Raw genomic sequence first — 17,627 nt, forward strand, 5'->3', positions numbered from 1 at the left:
TGGAGGTGAAACAAGTGAGGAAAAGCAAACTTCTTTATTTGACCATGCAGCAAATTTTATTTTTAATGTATTTTCTAATGAGTTATTTTGTTTATACAATTGCACTTAAAGAAGGAAACGAAGGAGTTGCCATACAATTTCTTGGAGGAAAAGATGATGGATTCTTCTATTGGGAACAGGTTAAAAATATTGTTTCAGGAGAAACTGCTATCCTCACTTCGATTTATCCTTTGATCATTGGATATGTGGTTAAGGTGACTGGAATAGAAGATGTTTACATTATCCGGCTGTTCAATTATATAGGATTTGTTGGTTTTGTTTTTATTAGTGTCTGGCTGATTGATCTTATTTTCAAATTGAGCAGCAGCCAGAAAGCAGGTGATATGAACACTGAACGCGCTAACTCGAAAACAGTGCTTATTTTATCCTATATGTGTTATATCAATTTGATGATGTGCGCTACCTTTTCAATTTATCGTGATATCTGGATCATGTTCTTTTATGCAGTTTCGGTGCTTTTAAGTGTCATTGTTGTCTTCGTACCTAAGGAAGGCTATGCAGCTTTGATTTTGTTGATTCCTAGTTTATGGATGCTGGGTGAATTAAGGTTTTATGCAGCTGGTTCATTTCTCATCACAGTTATTCTTTATTATTTATACAAAAAAATCAAACAAGTTAAAAGACCGTTTCTAATTATTGGAATTTTTCTTATCCTATTCATTTTTTATTATACCTTTTTGATCAATTACCAAATCCCTTACTTAAAAATGTCGCTAGGAGATGCCTTGGACTATCGAAACAGTGCATTAACTAATTTTTCCGGTGGAAGTCAAATGTTTATCAATCTAAAACAGTATTTCTTTGGCACTTTTTTTGTCAATTACTTCCACAGTTATCTAGGTAATTCGATTGGACCCCTTCCTTGGCACATCAATGGGTTCAGTACACTGTTCTTGTTTGTTATTGAGACTGGACCAATGGTACTGATTCTGCGGTACTTATGGATAAAAAGAGCTTTGTTGACAGCAATCCATTGTTATATTTTATTACATGCTTTTGTCTGGTTTGGAATGATTGGACTTTCAAATGATAACATTGGTACGGCTGCTAGATTGAGAATGATTGGCTGGGTTCTGATTTTGATTGTTTTTGCTACAATTTACAGCAAAGTTCAAAGCGATAAAGAAAAAACGGTTCGGTTAACTGTTACTAACGATAAAAAAGAAATAAAAAGTACAGAAAAGGAGTGAAGAGATTTGAAAAAAGCTGTCTTTGTGGTCAAATCGTTGACCAACGGTGGAATCGAGCATTCATTGGTCAATTTGATCAATCATCTTGAACATTATGAAATCACTCTATTGTTATCTAAAAATGTTGCTCCTTTACTGCCATTAATTAAAAAGCCGATTAAAGTTAAGTATTTAACGGATAAAGGCAATGGAATCGATACTAGGATTTATTTGAAAGAAGCTTATAAAAGGAAACAATGGATGTCATTGTTAAATGCTAGTTGGAGAATCGGATTTTATCTCGTTTCAAAGGATATGATTCCCTTAAATAATTACTATTTGAAATCTTATCCCATGGAAGATGAAGAGTACGATATAGCAGTAGCTTATGATGGGGGATTGCGTGCTACGTCTTCTTACGTCATTCAAAAAATCAAAGCTAAAAAGAAAATCATGTGGGTGCATGAGGATTATTCAAAACTAGTCCAGGCTGAAAAACGGACAGGCGGAACAGTGTTTACACATTTTGATCAAATTTTTTGTGTTTCTAAAGGAGCAAAAGAAAAATTTGATGAATTATATCCTGAATTAATAGAGAAGACAAGCGTTTTTTATTCTATTTATAGTAAAAATGATTTCTATGCAAAAGCGGAAAATAAGCAAAGTCATTATGATTATCCAGGAATGAAAATTTTAACAGTCGCCCGTTTGGGTGAGGAAAAAGGACATGACTTGATTCCAGCAGTTATCTCCAGATTAAAAGCAGAAGGGTACAACTTTCACTGGTATCTTATCGGAGACGATGATGGAGTCAAAGCAAAATTAGAAAAAGAAATCAAAAGCCGAGAATTATCAGCTTATTTAACCTTGATGGGCGGGATGAAGAATCCCTTCCCTTATTATCGAGACTGTGATATTTATGTCCAGCCTTCAAAACAAGAAGGGTACTGCATGTCCATGGTCGAAGCAATGGCTTTTGGAAAACCAATTGTTGCGACTAATTTTTTAACAGCTAAAGAATTTATTCATACCCATGGATCTGATGGCTTAATTGCTGATATTACTAGTCAGTCTCTTTATGAGAATGTTAAAAGGTTATTGGATGATAAAAAATTACGGACAAGCATCAGTGAACACTATTTGAAAAAAACAATTGATACTTCAACTGAGGTTGAAAAATTTTACGCTCTCTAAACTAACTTCCAAAAGGAGTGAGTACTTAATGAAAAAAGTTGTTTTTGTCATTAGAAGTTTGACTAATGCCGGGACTGAACAATCGTTGATTAAGTTAATCAATGAAATTGAAGATTATGAAATTACAGTCATGTTAGCAAGACCGGATAAAACATTATTGCCATTAATTAATAAAAAAATTCATTTGATTGAATTATATAAACAAGGATTGGGTCTCAATATGGGACTGTATTTAAAAAGAAGCCTGAAAAAAGGAAAACTGTTAAAAGGATTATGGATGTTTTTGCAGTTATACCGTTACATTATTCTTGATCAGTTTGAACGATTAAATCAACAGTTGGTAGACAGTTATGATGTCTGCAATGAAGAATATGATGTAGCGATTGCATATGACGGCGGATCTCGAAATAGTTTAACTCCATTTGTTTTAGAAAAAATTAGAGCAAAGAAAAAAGTAATGTGGATCCATGAAGATTATTCTAAAGTACCCTCCAATGAAAAAGCTGCTGGACATCGGATTTTCCCTAGATACGATCAAACCTTTTGTGTTTCGACAGCAGCAAAAGAGAAGTTTAATGAAATTTATCCTGAGATGGAAGGAGCGACGGATGTTTTCTATTCCATTTTTAATAGCCGGGAAATCTTAGAAAAAGCTAGCGAATCAAAAAACAAGTTTCAGTACAATGGCATCAAAATATTGACAGTGGGACGCTTGGAAGAAGAAAAAGGTCAGGAACGACTACCCGCAATCGTCTCTCGTTTAAAAGAAGAGGGTTATAACTTTAAATGGTTTTTGATCGGAGAAGGTAAACTAAGAAAAAAATTAGAAGCAGAAATCAAAGAGTTGGGGATAGAAGAGTATTTGATTCTATTAGGTAAAAAAAACAACCCTTTTCCTTATTATAAATATTGTGATATTTATGTTCAGCCCTCTAAGCAAGAAGGCTATTGTCTTTCAATGGCGGAAGCTAGTACATTTGAGAAACCCTTAGTTGCCACAAATTTTATTACAGCTAAGGAATTTATTGTCCATGGAATTGATGGACTGATCGCTGATAATAACAGTCAGTCTATTTACAAAAATGTAAAAGAAATATTAGACAATGAAGCGTTAAGACTTAAGTTTACTGAAAACAGTCAACATAAAAAAATTGATACTTTTTCAGAAATGGATAAGTTCTACGCGTTATAAAAATTGGCTAGTTAGGAGAACTATATGAGAACAGCGAACTCTATGAAAAATGTAGCCGTTGTATTAATTGGACAAATACTGAATATCTTGTTGTCTTTCGGTTCACGTATCGTCTTTGTTAAAATGCTGAATGCTGAATATTTGGGAGTTAACGGCTTATTTACGGATGTTTTATCGATTCTTTCTCTTGCAGAACTCGGTTTTGGTTCAGCCATTATTTATGGGTTGTATAAACCGCTAGCAGTTAATAATGAAAGTAAGATAAAAGCCTTAATGAATTTCTACTCTCGAGTGTACCGATTGATTGGTTTTTCAGTTTTAGGATTGGGATTAGTTTTACTACCTTTTTTAAATGTCATTATTAAAGATGCTCCTGCTATTTCTAATTTGAATTTGATTTTTCTGCTTTATTTAGCAAACTCAGTGGTGACATACTTTTACGCTTATAAACGTTCTTTAATTATTGCAGATCAGAAGAATTACATTGTCACATTTTACAAAAGCGGCTTCTTTGCAGTTGTAACTATTGTTCAAGTCGTCATCTTGTTAGTGACACAAAACTTCATTTTGTATTTGCTAGTAAAGATCATCTTTTCTCTGATTGAAAATATTCTATTATCGCGAAAAGCAGATATTCTTTATCCTTTTTTAAAAGATAAAAATAAAGAAAAATTAGCAGTAGCTGACCGTAAAGCCATTTTCCGTAATGTTAAAGCGATGATGTACCACCGGATAGGTTCCGTAGTAGTTGAAGGTACAGATAATATTCTTATTTCTTCAATTGTAGGAATTGTATGGGTAGGTTTTTATTCAAATTATTCTTTAATTATCGGGGCAATCAATTCTATCGTAAACCAAATCTTTGAATCGGTCACCGCAAGTGTTGGGAATTTAAATGTCGTTGAAAGTGAAGATAAATCATTCGATATTTATAAAGTTATGCTTTTTCTGAATTTTTGGATTTTCGGGTTTTGTGCGATTTCGCTCTGGATACTGTTTAATCCCTTTATCACATTATGGCTAGGCTCCAATTTTGTAATGAACCACTGGATCGTAGCTTTGATCGTAATCAATTTTTATACAAAAGGATTTAGAAAAGCAACCTTGGTGTTTAAAGATGCCTATGGGTTGTTTTGGAATGATCGCTATAAACCCGTAGCAGAAGCAACGGTTAATTTGATTGCTTCAGTGATCTTAGCTAAATACTATGGAATTGCAGGGATTTTATTGGGAACTTTTATTAGCAGTATGACGACTGTTTTTTGGATTGAGCCGTTAGTCTTGTATAAGAATGGGTTTAAGCGCAGTGTTTTTGACTATTTTAAACGTTATGCAAAATATGCTGGAGCCACGTTCTGTGCGGCAGGATTGACAAGCCTGGCCGGTTCGTTTGCAGGAGAGCAAGGGATAAATTCTTTTATCCTTAAAGCATTTATGTGTTTGATTATTCCAAATACTTTCTTCCTGTTGCTTTTTTACCGGGCTGATGAGTTCAAATATGTAATGGAAATGCTGAGAGGGCTGTTTAAAAGAAAAAAATTAGCTAAAGTAAACCATTCAGAATAAACCTTCCGCCAGCTAGCTTTATGATGGCTTGAAGAGAAGACGATCCAAAGGAGGAAATTAAATGTCACAGCCAAAAATCAGTATTATTTTACCTGTTTACAATACCGAACAGTTTCTTGATACGTGCTTAACCAGCATTTTAAATCAAACGTTTAAAGAGATTGAAGTCATTTGTGTAGATGATGGTTCTCCTGACAATAGTTTACGTTTCTTAAAAAAAATGGCTAAAAAAGATGAACGAATAAAAGTAATTAGTCAGCAAAATCAAGGAGTCTCTGAAGCTAGAAACCATGCTTTACAATATGTTAATGGAGAGTTTTTAATGTACATCGATAGCGATGACTGGATTGAGCTGGATACTTGTGAAATAGCCTATCGTGCGGCTTTGGAGGAGAAAGCAGACGTTGTCTTATGGTCTTACATCAGAGAATATGCCAACAATCCTAAGCCTAAAGAAATATTTAAACAAGAAAAGATCGTTTTCGAACAGTCGGAAGTAGCTTCAAAGCTGCATAGACGTATGGTTGGATTGGTAGGAAAAGAACTAGAAAAACCGGAAAATGCTGATGCTATTGTAACTTCTTGGGGGAAATTATATAGAACGGCTCTTATCAAAGAAAACCAAATCAAATTCATCAATACAAAAATTATCGGTACAGAAGATGCCTTGTTTAATATATATGTCTTTGGTTATGTCACAAAAGCCGTTTATCTTAACCGTCATTTGTATCACTACCGGAAAGATAATGAAATTTCTCTAACTTCTCTTTATAAAGAACGACTATTTACTCAAACTCAAATGAAATTTGATTTAATAGAAAAATACCTCTCTGAATTCAATCTTAATGAGGATTATGTAACAGCGTTAAACAATCGTATAGCTCTATCTTTGGTTGAATTAGGCTTAAATGTTTTAATGAGCGAACGAAAAATGATCGAAAAGATAAGAGAGTTAAAAAAAATATTATCAACTGAACGGTATAAAACAGCATACCAACACTTAGACAACCGCTATTTTCCGATTCATTGGAAAGTCTTCTATCGCTGTGCTGAATCTAACTTTGCCACCGGAGTATATGGGCTTATTTGGCTCATTAGCAAATTGAGAAACGGCAATCGTCCAGCAAAAAATACAGATTCTACCCATACTCCATTGCAAACGGAAATGAGGTGAAAAAGTGAATACTAGACACGCTTATCTGATAATGGCTCATCATCAATTTGATGTATTGGAACGCTTGATTTCTCAATTAGATGATGAAAGAAATGATATTTATCTTCATATTGATAAAAAAGTTAGTCATTTTGATTTTAAAAAGATTCGTTCGCTTGCTTTAAAATCATCGGTTTATTTTGTTCCTCGAATCAATGTAAATTGGGGAGGATACAGTCAAATTCAGTGTGAACTGATTTTATTGAAGGCAGCAGTCCAACGAAATTATCGTTATTATCACTTGCTGTCTGGTTCTGATCTGCCTTTAAAGACACAAGATGAAATTCATACTTTTTTTCAATACTATGATGGCATCGAGTTTGTCCACTTTTCAAAGGAGACTAAACCGGAAATGAAAAAAATTTACTCGCGTATTTCACGTTATCATTTGTTTCAAGATACCGCTTCAAGATTTTCTTTTAAAAAGCTGCGGTTTTATACTACTGCTTTGGATAAAAGTGTTTTGCTTTTTCAACGAATCATTAGAACCAATCGGCTAAAGCAAGCCCCTTTTACTTTGAAATTCGGGTCTTCTTGGTTTAGCATTACCGATGAATGTGCAAACTTTGTTATTTCAAAAGAACCATGGATCGAACAATTCTTTTCCCGTTCTAAGTGCGCAGATGAATTGTTTTTACAAACGTTACTTTATCACTCTCCTTTTAAAAAACGATTATCCGTTAAAAGAAGCGACCAGGAACAATACAGTAATATGCGCAAAATCGATTGGGGAAAAAAGCCGAAAAGAAAAAATCCTTCTATTTGGACAGAAACTGATTATGGAAATTTAGTGTCTTCTGAAGCTTTATTTGCTCGGAAATTTGATTCAGCGGTTGATTCAACTATCATTGAATCACTATGTATGTATTTGGATAGTAAAAAATTCACACAACAAGAGACGAACAGAAGACAAGAACGAGATGTACTCAATAGTTGATAAACTGATATTGAGTACATCCATTTTCTCGGTAGAGGAAAGAAGGATTACATAGTCAAATGAAACGAGTAAGGAGGCCGTTGTATGATATCCATTATTGTTTCAATTTATAATGCTGAAAATTATCTGTCTAAGTGTTTGAATGATTTAAGATACCAAACGTATCATAAATTGGAAATTATATTAGTGAATAATGGTTCAACAGATGCAAGTGGAGAAATATGTGAACGATTTTCCCGCGCGGACCCTCGATTCAAAGTCATTCATAAAAGTAATTTTGGGATATCTGCTGCTTACAATGCTGGTTTATTGATTGCCAACGGGAAATACGTTAGTTTTGTTAATGCATTAGATCGAGTAGATGGGATGATGTTTGAGAGCTTGCTTTCATTAAGTTTAAAGACAGGAGCAGATATGGTTATTTGCAGCTATATTGAAGAGACTCATCATCATTCAAGTAAGCCGCTTAAACCCTATCGTATTCAAGAATGGTCTTCTTCACAAGCTATTCAGCAAGAGATCAATCGGGAAACAATGCAAGGATTTATGAACAATAAATTGTTTATGATGGATTTATTTAAAGAATCTATTACGCTTCGGTTTAATCCATCTATTTATTTTTTTGAAGATTTGCTTTTGTGTATTGAATGTATGCTGAAAAGCAAAAAAATTATTTACACATCAACTTCGTACTACCATAGTTTCAAGAATCGTTACCCCTTGAAAACGTCCTTATCGCTTATGGAATGGAAAACAGGTTTAACGGCATTATTAACGGTGATTGTTTTATGCGAGTCTTTAGAAGAGAGTAATGTGACGATACTAAAGGAACGTTATACCGCCTTGAATTTAGAATTATTGATGCAAGCTTATGACCAAGCTTCTCGTGATCAGGGAGTCATTAATGAGCTCAAACATAATTTATACCGCTATAAATTAACAGAGTTAAAGAATAAAAAGTTGCGTATGGCTTGTTTAACTGCTCGTAATAATGTGAGATTCAGCTATTGTATATGGAAGCGGTCAAATAAAAAATCGTTAATAAGTATAAAATAGACTAATTAGGGGTGTTCCTTTTAATTTCTCATTAACCAATGAAACCTTCTTGAAAGACCAAAGCCAAAGCGGATGCCTTGGCTTTTCTTACTGGAAAAAAGCTATAAAAAAAAGAAGAATGGAAAAACATATGGTAAACTAGAAAGAAAAGCAGGGAATAAAGGGAGCGGATCAAGTTGAAGCTACATACTAGTTATCCAACACAATGGATTGGTTTAAAACCAGTACGATTTCGTAAATACCGCACATGGATCAACAACCAAAAGCCAGGTATTTGTGGTACATATGTCAGTGCTGTTTTATTGCACGACACTTATTTGCATCGATACGGGGTCGATGTTTCTAAAGAAAAATTATTAAAAGGATTAAAATCAGTGATTGATGATACTTTTCCTTATCGAGGCACTTTTCCATGGGATTTGTGGCATGGATTGAATACAGTCTTAAAAGGCAATCCAGATTATCAAGCGAAGATGCTGTTTGTTCCTGACAAAAAGTTAGTTGAATTATTAAACCAACCAGATCCAATGCCGGTAGCTGTTGGAACTACTCGTTTATTAGGAAGCCGGTATAAAAACCATTGGGTACTGGTCTATGCTTACGGGTACAATAAAAAAGGAAAATTATTTTTTAAAGCTTACGATAACCACGGTCGAAGTACGGCTATTTTACCAGCCTCGCAAACGTTTGGCTGTGTCTGGCTGAGCGCAAAAAAACAAGCAGTGAAGTAAACTTCATTGCTTGTTTTTTTGATGTGATAGAGGCTGAATTGTTTTATCTGATACTGACTGCTTCAGAACGTACTTCATTTAAGCGATCGTTTACTATAGCAATAATTTTTTCGGCATCAGCCGGATTTTCTAAATCGTGCTTATCGATATCAATAATGAGAGTTGGGCTCTTATCATAAGAGGCGAACCAGCTGTCATATTGGCTATGGAGATGAGTGTAATAGTCTAACAATCCTTGATTGCCTTCGATTTGTTCGAAGACGCGTCCGCGTTTTTCGATTCGATTAAGAACTGTACTCAACGAGCCGCGAAGATAGATCAACAAATCAGGCGATTTTTTTGGCATACCGTCCAGTTCTTCCATCATGTTATCTAACAGGTCTAAATAAGTATCCATTTCGGCATCACTCATATTGCCTTCTTCATAATTAATTTTTGTGAATAAAGCATCTTCGTAAATAGAACGGTCTAAAACGTTGTTTTCATGTAAAAAGGCAGCTTTAATACTGCGAAAACGACTATTCAAGAAATAAATTTGTAGAGAAAAAGCCCATCTTTTCGGATCCTCATAAAATTTTTCTAAAATACGGTTATCGTCTACACTTTCATAAAAAGCTTCGCTTCCTAACGCATCAGATATTAATTTTGTATAAGTACTTTTACCAGCACCTATCATACCAGCTAAAACAATCACAGCTTTTTGTTCCCCTTTCACTTGACGGTCACTCTCCTATCAAAGACCGGTGTCGTCTTCGTTGATTTGCATTTATTAGTATACCATAATTTCTAAAGCGAAACGGTCAGAAATTTTGTTTATTTGCTATTTCTTGTTTAGTTTTGAACAAACCATGACAATGTTAAGTTGTTTCATTAAATGGGAAAACTGTATAAATAACTTATCCTGCTTATGTTGTAAGTTATCGACTTTTTTTAACATAATCACGAGTTGGTTCATTGAGATAGTGCTTGAATGCAGTTAAAAATAACGGATCTAAGGGCTCTTCTTTGATTGCCCATTTAGTTTTTGCTATTATTAAGTGAGAAGGAAAGCGCCTTATTTAATAGCAGACGACTTTTCGCAGTTACTGATCAATAGAATGATGAAAATTGGGAATGGAGTGTGAAGATTATGGATAGACGTGTAGAAGGAACGTATACCTCAACAGATGAAACAGTAAAAGCTGTTGAACGTTTGTTAAATGAGGGGTATGTGGCCGATGAGATTTTAATTATCACAGACAACAACCACGAGAATGAATTAGAAGATTTGACATTAGTGGATGTGGAAGCAGTAGAGACTGAAGAGGAAGACTCTTTATGGGACAAGATTAAAGATACGTTTAATTTTGGAAACTACAATGAAGGAAATGACGCAAATCCTTTAGTGGAATATGGAATAGACGCCGAAGCTGCGGAGCATTTTAATGAAGCTTTGGAAAATCGAGAAACCATCATTTTATTAGACAGCACTGCTCCTGCTAATATTGAACACTTATCTACTGTCAATGAAGAAGTATTAAACGGGGAAGGGATGGAAGATACAGAAATGGCACCAAATAATGAAAATAAGAATAAGAGTGAAGATGTGGAACCTAGTGAAGTTAAAACTAAAGAAGCGATGAAGCCGGAATCTGGTGAAGAAGAACAATTTGATCCTTCAAAAGCTCAATCAGCGAGAGAAGACGTAGCTGGAACTTCAGTAGCCTCTTCGCCTGATAAAGGGCAAAGACAAGATGAAGCTGGTGAGCCGATCGATAAACATAAAAATTCAGTAGAAGGATTGCCGCAGTTGACAGGCGATGAACAAACAGTTGAAACTGATGAGTCGAATCATGTTTATCCAGACAACATTAGCAAAGGAGTTGTGGGCGAAGATACTGCAAAAAATTCCCCGCTTAATGCTGAGCCTAGACAAGAAGAATATCCAGATGCTCATAAAAATATACCTGAAAGTGATGCGTATTATGGCGGCAAATACGAAGACGCCGGTGGAAAAACGATTAAAGATGATGAAAAGAAATAAAATGGATAAAAGGCTCGATAAAAAAGTAACCGAGCCTTTTATTTTTTAAAGAAAATAGAAAGGACAAGTGTTCTTTTTTGAATCCGCTTTTTATATTTGATACGATAAAGTCGAAGGAAAAAATAGATTTAAGAAGGTAGGGATAGAGATGAGTGAAGAAAAAGTAGAAACTCAACAACCTAAAGAAGGCTATTTAATGGATGATGAAAGTAAAAACGTTGATCCGATTCCTCAAACAGAAAGTTCAGATTATATGGCAGCCGGTAAATTAAAAGGCAAAAAAACATTGATCACTGGTGGTGACAGTGGAATAGGACAAGCTGCCGCTTTAGCTTTTGCTAAAGAAGGGGCTGATGTCGCAATCGTTTATTATGATTCCGATCAAGATGCTGATTTTACCGAAAACCGTATTAAAGAGTTAGGACAAAAAGCGCTAGTATTTAAAGGCGATGTAGGTGATGAATCTTTCGCTAAAGAGACTGTTGCTAAGGTAATTGCAGAGTGGGGCCCTTTAGACGTTTTAGTCAATAACGCCGGTGAACAACATTACCAGGAAAAAATCGGAGATATTACGGCAGAACAATTAGACCGGACATTCCGTACAAATATTTTTGGTATGTTTTATATGACAAAAGCAGCTATGCCCCATCTTAGTGAAGGTGCTTCTATTATCAATACTTCGTCAATCACCGCTTACCGCGGCAGTTCAACTTTGCTCGATTATTCAGCAACAAAAGGCGCGATTGTATCCTTTACACGTTCTCTGTCTCAAAATACAGAAGTTACAGAAAAGAAAATTAGAGTAAACAGTGTAGCACCGGGTCCAATCTGGACACCGTTGATCCCAGCGACTTTCCCTGAGAAAAAATTAGAAAAATGGGGCAAAGACGGTGCGTTGGAACGTCCAGGACATCCGTATGAATTGGCGCCGGCATATGTTTATCTAGCCAGCTCAGATTCAAGTTACGTTACGGGACAAACGATTCATGTCAATGGCGGAGTAGTCGTAAATGGTTAATCAGTTAAGTAGAGATAAAATTGATTTATAATACACACGACAAAAAAATGGAGTGATGGATAATGAGCAAAGTAGTAGAATCTTCCTATCAGACAGTAGATGAAACGCTTGCTGCAGTTGAAAGGTTACTAAGTGAAGGGCGGTTAATGAGTGATATTGTTATTGTGACAAGTCGCGAAAATCATTCAAACATTCAAAACAGAACTGTCGTTGAAGTAGACCGAATAGCAGCGGATGGCGATAAAAACATGTGGGAAAAATTTAAAAAGATGTTTACAGATGAACCAGAAGATAGTGCATTGGAACATTATGGAATTGATAAACAAACAGCTTTACGGTATGACAGTACTCTTCAAGCAGGCAATTACGTTATTTTAGTAGAAGAAAAAGCTGATATTCCTCTGCAGTATCATTTAAAAGATGAACCAATTGATCTAAGCCAATCGACCAATGAAAATATAACTGCTAAACCGATTGGACAGTCAGGAAGTGGAACAAAAATAGCAATAAATACTTCTGATCCAAGAGGGCAAAGTGCTGAATACAATGATCAAGATTCTCATTTAAAAGATGAAAAAGTAGTGTTTGACGACAACCGATTCCCAGAGAAAAAAGAAGACCCAACAGATACAACTAGCGGATTCCAGAAAGCTCGCCAAACTAAGCCGATTGGACAGTCAGGCAGCGGGACTCGCGTATCTGCTAATACTTCTCAACCAACTGGAAAGAGTGCAGAATACAATGATCAAAACGCAGAATTAAGCGAGCGAACTGTTCAATCAGATGAAAATCTCTTTTCAGGAAAAAAAGAAGGAAATCAAACTACAAATTCTAACCAATCAGAAACAACAAAGTCAGGGTTTATTGAAAGTGAAATAAATCATTCGCATGATATAAAAGAAAAAGCAAAAGCAGCAGAAGCGCAAGATGAAGCCATAGAGGCGCAAAAAATAGTCCAAAGTCAAAACGAGCAAATAAGGAAAAATCCTTTACAGGGAGATGCTACAGATGCAACCGACTTTGTAGAGGACAACTTCCGACAAACAGCAGTGGAAGATTCGGAAACGCTTCCTCGTTTTAATAGCAGTTCAATTACTGGACAGCCTAACGTTGATCCGTTACTAGATCACTCAGAAGATTAAAAAGCTGGAATGAAAAGCACTAGAATGAAAGCTGCAAGGCTCTCATTCTAGTGCTTTTTTGTTGTTTTGATAGTGAAAACAAACTTCTGTTCGGTTTTTTAATTAGTTTAGGATATTATAAGTTTTTCTGCATTGAATGTCTAGCGGAACAAGCCTGCCTCTCGGAAATTAGATAAATCGTACCCATTGCGCTCTGTGATGCTCATTCAGGGCACGATTTCCTAAATTTCTTTCGAGTCAGAGCTGGCTTGACCCGCTTTTCTTATAGTTTATGGTATACTAATAAAACTGATGAAATCACAAGGAGGATAGATAATCATGACAGACGATTTATTGAAAAACATCATTTCTTCAAAAAGTACTTCAAATGAAGGAGTACCAAAGATAACAAAAATCGAAACTCAAAAGCGCAAGGGACGGTATAACATTTACTTAGAGGAAGCGTATGCGTTTCCTGTGGACGAAGCAATTTTAGTGAAATATGCTTTGTTTAAAGGAATGGAAATTTCTGATGCATTTCGCAAAGAACTTGAAGCAGAAGATGGTGTTAGGAAAGCTTACACTCGTGCTTTAAATTATTTGAATTATGGGTTACGTTCCGAAAAAGAAGTGCGGGATGATTTAGCAAAACATGATTTTTCAGACGATGCAGATGAAGTGATTGAAAAATTAGAAGAACAAGGTTATCTAAATGATTTGATGTATGCGGAAAGTTATACCCGAACCGGCGCAAATGTTGGAGGGAAAGGGCCGCGAAATATTAAACAAGAACTAAAAAAACGCGGAATCTCGGAAGAAAATATTGAAAAAGCGGCTGAGCAGTATCCGTTTGATCAGATGGTTGAAAACGGCATTCAGCTGGCTGAAAAAGTTATTCGGCGTTCTTCACAGCATTCAACGCGGGAAACTAACAATAAAGTACGACAACAGTTGATGCAAAAAGGGTTTGATTCAGATATCATTACCCAAGTCTTAGAAGAAGTCAGCACAGAAAAAGCAGAAGATGAAGAATATGCTGCAATAAAACAACAAGGTGATAAAATTTGGCGGAAACAAGCTAAATTAAAAGGCTATAAAAAAATTCAAAAAGTTAAAAGCAGTTTATTTCAGAAGGGATTTTCGGGTGAACTGATTACTCAATTTATTGAAGAAAAAGAAATGGAAGATCAGAACGAATGACAGACAAAAAACTAATGGATGAGAAAGAAACAAAAGAAGTTTATGGTATTAAAATGTGGCCACAAGAAAAAATAGAACGTTTCCGGGCTACTCTATTGAGCTGGTATGATATCGAAAAAAGAACCTTGCCTTGGCGACTCAATAACGATCCATACCGTATTTGGGTTTCTGAAATTATGCTCCAGCAAACTCGAGTAGATACAGTCATTCCTTATTATTTGAATTTTATGAAGCAATTCCCAACGATTAAAGCTTTGTCTGAAGCAGAAGAGGATCGGTTATTAAAAGCTTGGGAAGGGTTAGGATATTATTCCCGTGTTCGCAATATGCAAAAAGCTGCTATTCAGATTATGGAAGATTATGAGGGAGAAATGCCGCGTGATCCAAAAGAAATTATTAAATTGAGCGGAATCGGTCCTTATACAGCCGGTGCTATTGCAAGTATGGCTTTTGGTTTGCCTGAACCAGCTGTTGATGGCAATGTTATGCGTGTGTTAAGCCGTTTATTTGAGATTGACGCAGATATAGCCAAGCCAGCCAGCCGTAAACTATTTGAAGCAGTGATGCGGGAGATCATTGATCCTTATAAACCTGGAGATTTTAATCAAGCTTTTATGGATTTAGGTTCAAGTATTTGCACACCTAAAAATTACCATCCAGAAATGAGCCCAATTAAAGAGTTTAATGCTTCTTATTTGAATGGGACATGGCAAAAATACCCAGTAAAAAGCCGCAAGAAAAAAGCTGTTCCGGTTTACTATACTGGCGTTATCATCAAAAACGAAAAAGACGAATTTTTATTAGAAAAACGACCAGCTAATGGATTATTGGCTAATATGTGGCTATTCCCACTTTTAGAAGAAAATCTTATTTTAGATGGAACCGACCTTGTACAAGGCCAAATACAAAAAATAGAATCTGAAGAACTGCAAGATCAAGTATTGCAGCAGCTCTTAATCCAATTAGACGAAACATATGGGGCAAAACCAATACTGATGAAAAAACCTTTTGCGGAAGTCGTTCATATTTTTAGCCATCTAAAATGGTTTATCACAGTGTATTATGGCCAGATTTCAAGTGAAGACCGCCCTTTGCCGGAAAACTGCCATTGGGTATCTCCTGAGCAATTTGAAAAGTACACTTTTCCTGGACCTCAAACGAAAATGTGGCAAAGCTATTTAAGTCACTTTAAAAAAATATAACAAAAAGTTCTTCTTTGCTATTTTTCATAAAAGTAAAGAAGACTTTTTTTGCTAAGCAAACAGCTCTGTATCCATTTTGAGAATAAAGTTGATTGATCACTAGTGTCTTTTTTGCTTTAAATGAGTAAATATATGATATAATACTTTTGAGTTCGAATGACTGAAAATATACTCTAGTATTATTAATGATTTTCTCATGATACCGTTAAGAGAAAAAGAAAGTTGGGTTAGGGATGCATGTTCCAAAAGAGGGAGAATACATCACGATCCAAAGTTATAAACACGATGAAAGTTTACATCGCACATGGCGAGATACAATGGTTCTTAAGACAAGTGACCAATCTTTGATTGGGTGTAATGATCACACACTAGTCACAGAGGCAGATGGCCGTCGTTGGTTAACGAGAGAACCGGCCATTGTTTATTTCCATAAACATTATTGGTTCAATATTATTGCAATGATCCGCGATAACGGCATTTCATATTATTGTAACCTGGCTTCACCTTATGCTTTAGATGAGGAAGGATTGAAGTACATTGATTATGATTTAGACATTAAAGTATTTCCAGATGGCGAAAAACGATTGTTGGATGTGGATGAGTATGAAGATCATAGTAAATTATGGGGCTATCCTGATGATATTGACCATATTTTAAAAGAAAATGTTAAAATTTTAGTAGAGTGGATCAACGAAGAAAAAGGTCCCTTTTCTAAAGAATACGTTAACTTATGGTATAAACGCTATCGTCAGCTGGCAAATAAATAACGGATCTTCTACTGAATAGGATGATGGTTCTCAAAGAGTAGTAATAAAAAGGCACCTTAAATAATGCAAGGTGCTTTTTTATTATGGTTGAAGAGCTTTTTGGAAAGGATGCTTTCTTTAGTCAAATAAGCTATGCTATAATAACGAGTGGAATATTAAAAATAAAGGAGTGAGCAAAAAGTGACAAAAAAAAGCGTTTTTGCCTTGATACTACTCATGATTTTGACTGTTGGAATTATTTGGTTTGGAATGGATCATCAAAAAACACAAAAAGCAAAATTATTGAGGACAAATGAAACTACTGCAGTGAGTAGTGATAAAGCAGCAAATAACAAAACATCTAGTAAAGCTCAGAAAGCAGATCTATCTGCTCAGCAAGAAAAGTTTGAAAATAATCGAGAGCAATTATCTGTTTCGGATTATTTAGCCTATTTGTCTGCTAAAGAAGAAAAAGCAGTGGTCAGTTTTTATGGAGATTTTTCAGAATCTGAAACCTGGCTTTCCGTTGTTGAAAAGTACATAACTAAGCAAATAAACTCCAATATCGAAGTACATCAGCTGGCTTTCCCAGATTATGATTCTTATCGGTTATTGGAAGAAAATACAGTGACTGCAGTAGCAGAAACTAAACCGGATGTCGTTTTTTTCCAAGTTCCCGTTTATGGAGATCAAGTACGAGACATTAGTTTGGCAGATTCGGGTGAATATGTAGCTGAAGATTATGCAGCAATAAAACAGGCTTTACCGGAGGCACTGGTTGTTTTGGTTACACCTAATCCAAGCAGCAGCCGGCAAGGAGAATTTAACTCGAGAACGTTAGACTATACAAGTTATCTAGCACAAGCGGTTAAAGTGGCAGAAGAAAACGAATTTCCGCTTTTTGATCTGCATGCTGCTTTCCAATCTGAAATGGAGTCTCAAGAGCAAGATCTTTCAGCTGTTTTAAAAGAAGATGGAAGAGCACTGAACGATCAAGGAACAGATCTTTATGCTTCTTTATTTACTGAGCAATTAACAGAACCAATCGATACCACCAGCGGACGTTAAACTCCACTTCATATTAATCTTAATAAAAATACGCTTTTTCTGGTTAATTAACCAGAAAAAGCGTATTTTGGTTCTATTATTTTTGGTGTTGGTAAGAAGAATGTATCTATTCTACAATCTTGAAATTTTTG

16 protein-coding genes are annotated in these 17,627 nt (G+C 35.4%); 15 read left to right on the forward strand and 1 reads right to left on the reverse strand.

All coding sequences use genetic code 11. The features are described 5' to 3' along the window. The first annotated feature begins 14 nt into the window (after window positions 1-14). The 8 genes from BR87_RS00880 to BR87_RS00915 all read left to right on the forward strand — a co-directional run bounded on the left by BR87_RS00880 (window position 15) and on the right by BR87_RS00915 (window position 9,118). On the forward strand, window positions 15-1,250 hold the full coding sequence (locus tag BR87_RS00880; RefSeq protein ID WP_035027587.1) for a hypothetical protein: 1,236 nt from the start codon (window positions 15-17) through the stop codon (window positions 1,248-1,250). 6 nt (window positions 1,251-1,256) lie between these two features. Continuing rightward, complete coding sequence (locus tag BR87_RS00885; RefSeq protein WP_035027589.1) at window positions 1,257-2,423, forward strand: glycosyltransferase; 1,167 nt, start codon at window positions 1,257-1,259, stop codon at window positions 2,421-2,423. A gap of 28 nt (window positions 2,424-2,451) precedes the next feature. Beyond that, window positions 2,452-3,615: a glycosyltransferase gene (locus tag BR87_RS00890; RefSeq protein ID WP_035027592.1), complete on the forward strand. Its 1,164-nt coding sequence runs from the start codon at window positions 2,452-2,454 to the stop codon at window positions 3,613-3,615. Window positions 3,616-3,639: 24 nt separating this feature from the next. Further along, entirely contained in the window at window positions 3,640-5,181 is a 1,542-nt protein-coding gene (locus BR87_RS00895) for a lipopolysaccharide biosynthesis protein (protein WP_035027594.1), read from the forward strand. A gap of 61 nt (window positions 5,182-5,242) precedes the next feature. Further along, complete coding sequence (locus tag BR87_RS00900) at window positions 5,243-6,355, forward strand: glycosyltransferase family 2 protein (protein WP_051929604.1); 1,113 nt, start codon at window positions 5,243-5,245, stop codon at window positions 6,353-6,355. Window positions 6,356-6,359: 4 nt separating this feature from the next. After that, window positions 6,360-7,331 carry a beta-1,6-N-acetylglucosaminyltransferase gene (locus tag BR87_RS00905; protein WP_156959061.1) on the forward strand — a complete coding sequence of 324 codons (972 nt, stop codon included), beginning with the start codon at window positions 6,360-6,362 and terminating at the stop codon, window positions 7,329-7,331. 84 nt (window positions 7,332-7,415) lie between these two features. Next, window positions 7,416-8,387, forward strand: a complete 972-nt coding sequence (locus BR87_RS00910) for a glycosyltransferase family 2 protein (RefSeq protein ID WP_035027597.1) — start codon at window positions 7,416-7,418, stop codon at window positions 8,385-8,387. Between the two features lie 176 nt (window positions 8,388-8,563). Then, the gene (locus BR87_RS00915; protein WP_244877014.1) at window positions 8,564-9,118 is read left to right on the forward strand and encodes a dihydrolipoamide dehydrogenase; all 555 of its coding nucleotides are present in this window, start codon (window positions 8,564-8,566) and stop codon (window positions 9,116-9,118) included. Between the two features lie 43 nt (window positions 9,119-9,161). Here the strand turns inward: BR87_RS00915 and BR87_RS00920 are convergent, their stop codons facing one another. Continuing rightward, window positions 9,162-9,833, reverse strand: coding sequence for a deoxynucleoside kinase (locus tag BR87_RS00920; RefSeq protein ID WP_035027600.1), 672 nt, complete (start codon window positions 9,831-9,833; stop codon window positions 9,162-9,164). 414 nt (window positions 9,834-10,247) lie between these two features. On the opposite strand from BR87_RS00920, the gene BR87_RS00925 reads away from it, so the two are divergent. The 7 genes from BR87_RS00925 (at window position 10,248) to BR87_RS00955 (ending at window position 17,496) form a co-directional block, all read left to right on the forward strand. Beyond that, the gene (locus tag BR87_RS00925) at window positions 10,248-11,141 is read left to right on the forward strand and encodes a general stress protein (RefSeq protein WP_035027603.1); all 894 of its coding nucleotides are present in this window, start codon (window positions 10,248-10,250) and stop codon (window positions 11,139-11,141) included. A 148-nt stretch (window positions 11,142-11,289) separates the two neighbouring features. After that, on the forward strand, window positions 11,290-12,159 hold the full coding sequence (locus BR87_RS00930) for an SDR family oxidoreductase (RefSeq protein ID WP_035027606.1): 870 nt from the start codon (window positions 11,290-11,292) through the stop codon (window positions 12,157-12,159). Between the two features lie 62 nt (window positions 12,160-12,221). After that, window positions 12,222-13,301 carry a general stress protein gene (locus BR87_RS00935; protein ID WP_035027608.1) on the forward strand — a complete coding sequence of 360 codons (1,080 nt, stop codon included), beginning with the start codon at window positions 12,222-12,224 and terminating at the stop codon, window positions 13,299-13,301. 318 nt (window positions 13,302-13,619) lie between these two features. Then, a complete protein-coding gene (gene recX, locus BR87_RS00940) occupies window positions 13,620-14,480 on the forward strand; it encodes a recombination regulator RecX (RefSeq protein WP_035027611.1) in 861 nt (286 codons plus the stop codon). Continuing rightward, entirely contained in the window at window positions 14,477-15,682 is a 1,206-nt protein-coding gene (gene mutY, locus BR87_RS00945; RefSeq protein ID WP_035027614.1) for an A/G-specific adenine glycosylase, read from the forward strand. The genes recX and mutY overlap by 4 nt, the downstream gene beginning before the upstream one ends. Window positions 15,683-15,915: 233 nt before the next feature. Further along, window positions 15,916-16,449 (forward strand): nucleoside tri-diphosphate phosphatase, encoded by a 534-nt coding sequence (ntdP, locus tag BR87_RS00950; RefSeq protein ID WP_035027616.1) that lies wholly within the window; start codon window positions 15,916-15,918, stop codon window positions 16,447-16,449. A 180-nt stretch (window positions 16,450-16,629) separates the two neighbouring features. Then, window positions 16,630-17,496 carry an SGNH/GDSL hydrolase family protein gene (locus BR87_RS00955; protein ID WP_035027620.1) on the forward strand — a complete coding sequence of 289 codons (867 nt, stop codon included), beginning with the start codon at window positions 16,630-16,632 and terminating at the stop codon, window positions 17,494-17,496. Window positions 17,497-17,627 lie beyond the last annotated feature (131 nt).

It is taken from the genome of Carnobacterium mobile DSM 4848 (genome assembly GCF_000744825.1).
Lineage (GTDB): Bacteria > Bacillota > Bacilli > Lactobacillales > Carnobacteriaceae > Carnobacterium_A > Carnobacterium_A mobile.